Here is a 2,537-nt window from a genome sequence, read left to right as displayed (position 1 = left end):
CGCATCGCCTCCCTATGACTTCCGGCCCAGGGGGTGCTTGGTCTCCACCACCTCGCGCAGGCGGTCGCCGGCGACGTGGGTATAGATCTGGGTGGTCGCGATATCGGCGTGGCCGAGCAGGGTCTGGACGACCCGCAGGTCCGCGCCGCCCTCCAGCAGGTGGGTGGCAAAGGCATGGCGCAGCACGTGCGGGCTGACCCGGTCTGGGGGCACGCCGGCCTCGGCCGCCAGCGCCTTGATCAGCTGATACAGCCGAATGCGCGACAGATGCGCCGTGCCCGATGGGAACAGCCACGGCCGGTCGTCCGCGACGTGCGCGCGCCAAGCGGCGACGGCGGCGCGCGCGCGATCCGACAGCGGCACCAGCCGCTCACGCCCGCCCTTGCCCTTGACGATCGTGTAGGGCCGATCGGGATTGATGGCCTGACGGGGCAACGACACCAGCTCCGTTGCGCGCAGTCCCGACCCGTAGAGCAGCTCGACCAGCGCCGCGAGCCGGAGGTCCAGCGGGGCCACCGGCACCCGCGCGAGGCGTTCGGCCAGAGCGGAGAACAGTCGGTCGACGTCGGCATGGCTCAAGGTCTTGGGCAGCGAGCGCCCCGCGCCTGGCCGCGGCAGCGCCGCGCCCGGATCGTCGGCACGATGCCCCTCGTCCGCGAGGAACGCATAGAACCGCCGCAGCGCCGCCGCCTTGCGCGCAACCGTCGCGCGCGCCAGCGACGTCCAGCCGTCGCCGAGCCGCTGCAGCGCCACCGCGTCGGCGGCGGCCAGGCCGCGGTCCAGCGTCGCCGATGCGAGCTGCAGGTCGCTGCGGTACGCCGCCAAGGTGTTGCGCGCGGCGCCCGACTCGGCTCCCATCATCTCCAGGAACCGGTCGATGAGCGCGTGGTCGGAAAGCGCCGTCATCTCAATGGAGCCGCGCAGTAGCGATCACGCCCGTGCCAACGCCTCGGCGGCGATCATCCGCGCCTCGCCCTCCAGCCCTACCGCGCGCAAGGCGCTGACCACTCGGAACAGCGACGAGGGCGGGACGCCGCGCCAGTCGGCGGTTTGCAGGCCAATGCCCGCGAGCAGCACGACCGTACCCGCCTCGCCCGCCGCGACGGCGCGATCGAGCGCCTGGGTCCAGCTGTTCTGCGCGCCGATGCGCACGTCCAGTGCCTGCGCCGCCCGCTCGATGTCCTCGGGCGAGAGCCGGCCGAGTCCCGCCAGCCCGGCGAACAGCAACCGCTGCTTGTGCGCGGCATCGCCGGTGCCGGCATAGCGCGCCAGCGCCGAGTAGCTCAGCTGGCCGCGCAGATCGGGATCGGCGAGCGCCAGCATCGCCCAGCCATCGCCGCTGGCGTCCAGATATGGTCGCCAGCGCACCGCCGCGCGATCCAGCCCCGCCGACAGCATCGAGGCGACAAGGCGATCTGCGTCGTCCTGCTCCGCGCGGGCGGGTAGCCGCGCCGCCGCGCGGGCGGTCAGCAGCAGACGGGGATATGGCGTCCGGCCGGCGGCACCCCACAGCCGCCGCATCGCCTCCTGCCGCGCATCGGCACTGCGCGCGGTATAGGCCTGACGCAGATCGTCCGCCGCCGTGTCGGTCGCCGGGGCGGTGTCGTCACCGCCGCGCAGCAGCCCGTACAGGTCGACCAGCGCGGCGCTCGACAGCACGCCCTGCGCCGCCGCCGCCTCTGCGGACGCAAGCCTGACCTCCGGCGCGACCGCCGGCGACAGCGCCTGCCAATAGCGGACCTGCGCGCCCGTGCCCGCCATCAGCTCATCCGGAATGGCGACACCCGTCGCGGTCGCCAGGCCGAAGCGCCACGCCGTCAGCTCGTCGACGCCGTTCCATTCCACCGTGATCGATTCGCGCCCGCCTGCTCCGGCACCGATGACCTTCTGCGCGAGCAGCAGGTCGACGCCGCGCGCGGTGCGGCGGTTGCGTGCCTGCTTGATGAGCGCCGCCGCCTGGGTCTGGGACCCGCCCAGCCCAGCGCAGATCGCCTGCGCGAGCACCCAGCCGCGCTCACGCGTGATTGCCGCGCCCCGCTCGGCGAGCGGGCACATGCCCGATGGATCGGCCGTGGCAAGCAGCGTGTTGAGCGCGACCTGATACAGTTTGGGAGTATAGTCCGGCTGATCGACACCCTGCGCCACCGCGCGGGCGCCGACCGACTCGCCCATGCGCAGCAGCAGCCACGCGCGCTCGGCGCTGAAGTCCGCGCCGTCGGCATGAGCGGGTGTCGCAAGCTCCGAAACGAGCAGCCGTCGCAGTGTGATCGACAGCCAACGCGACGGCAGCGGGGCCGACAAACGCCGCATCAGCGTGCTGAGGTACGGCCCATCCGCGCGCCCGAACGCATCCGCCGCAAAGCCGCCATCGGCACTGCGCAACGGCCCCAGCATGGCCGTGTCGCGCCGGGCGAATGGCGGCAGCTCGTAAAAGGCGAGCGTCGCCGGATCGATCGGAACCGGCGTGGGCGTGCCCGTGGGGGTGGGAGTGGGCGTCGGACCGGGCAGCGGCCGGTCGGCCGCGGGTGGCAACGCCT

The 2,537-nt window shown here is 73.3% G+C and carries 2 protein-coding genes; both read right to left on the bottom strand.

What is annotated here, in order from left to right; genetic code table 11:
• Nucleotides 1-12: 12 nt before the first annotated feature.
• The gene (locus JWN21_RS10900; protein WP_299649713.1) at nucleotides 13-906 is read right to left on the bottom strand and encodes a tyrosine recombinase; all 894 of its coding nucleotides are present in this window, start codon (nucleotides 904-906) and stop codon (nucleotides 13-15) included.
• A gap of 24 nt (nucleotides 907-930) precedes the next feature.
• Nucleotides 931-2,537 (bottom strand): hypothetical protein (locus JWN21_RS10895; RefSeq protein WP_367182937.1); only part of this gene is annotated, 1,607 nt, incomplete at its 5' end.

The organism is Sphingomonas bacterium, assembly GCF_028292945.1.
In the GTDB taxonomy this organism is placed as follows: domain Bacteria; phylum Pseudomonadota; class Alphaproteobacteria; order Sphingomonadales; family Sphingomonadaceae; genus Sphingomonas.
The sequence above is the reverse complement of the archived record's forward strand: the minus strand, read 5'-3'. Positions and strand labels throughout refer to the sequence as shown.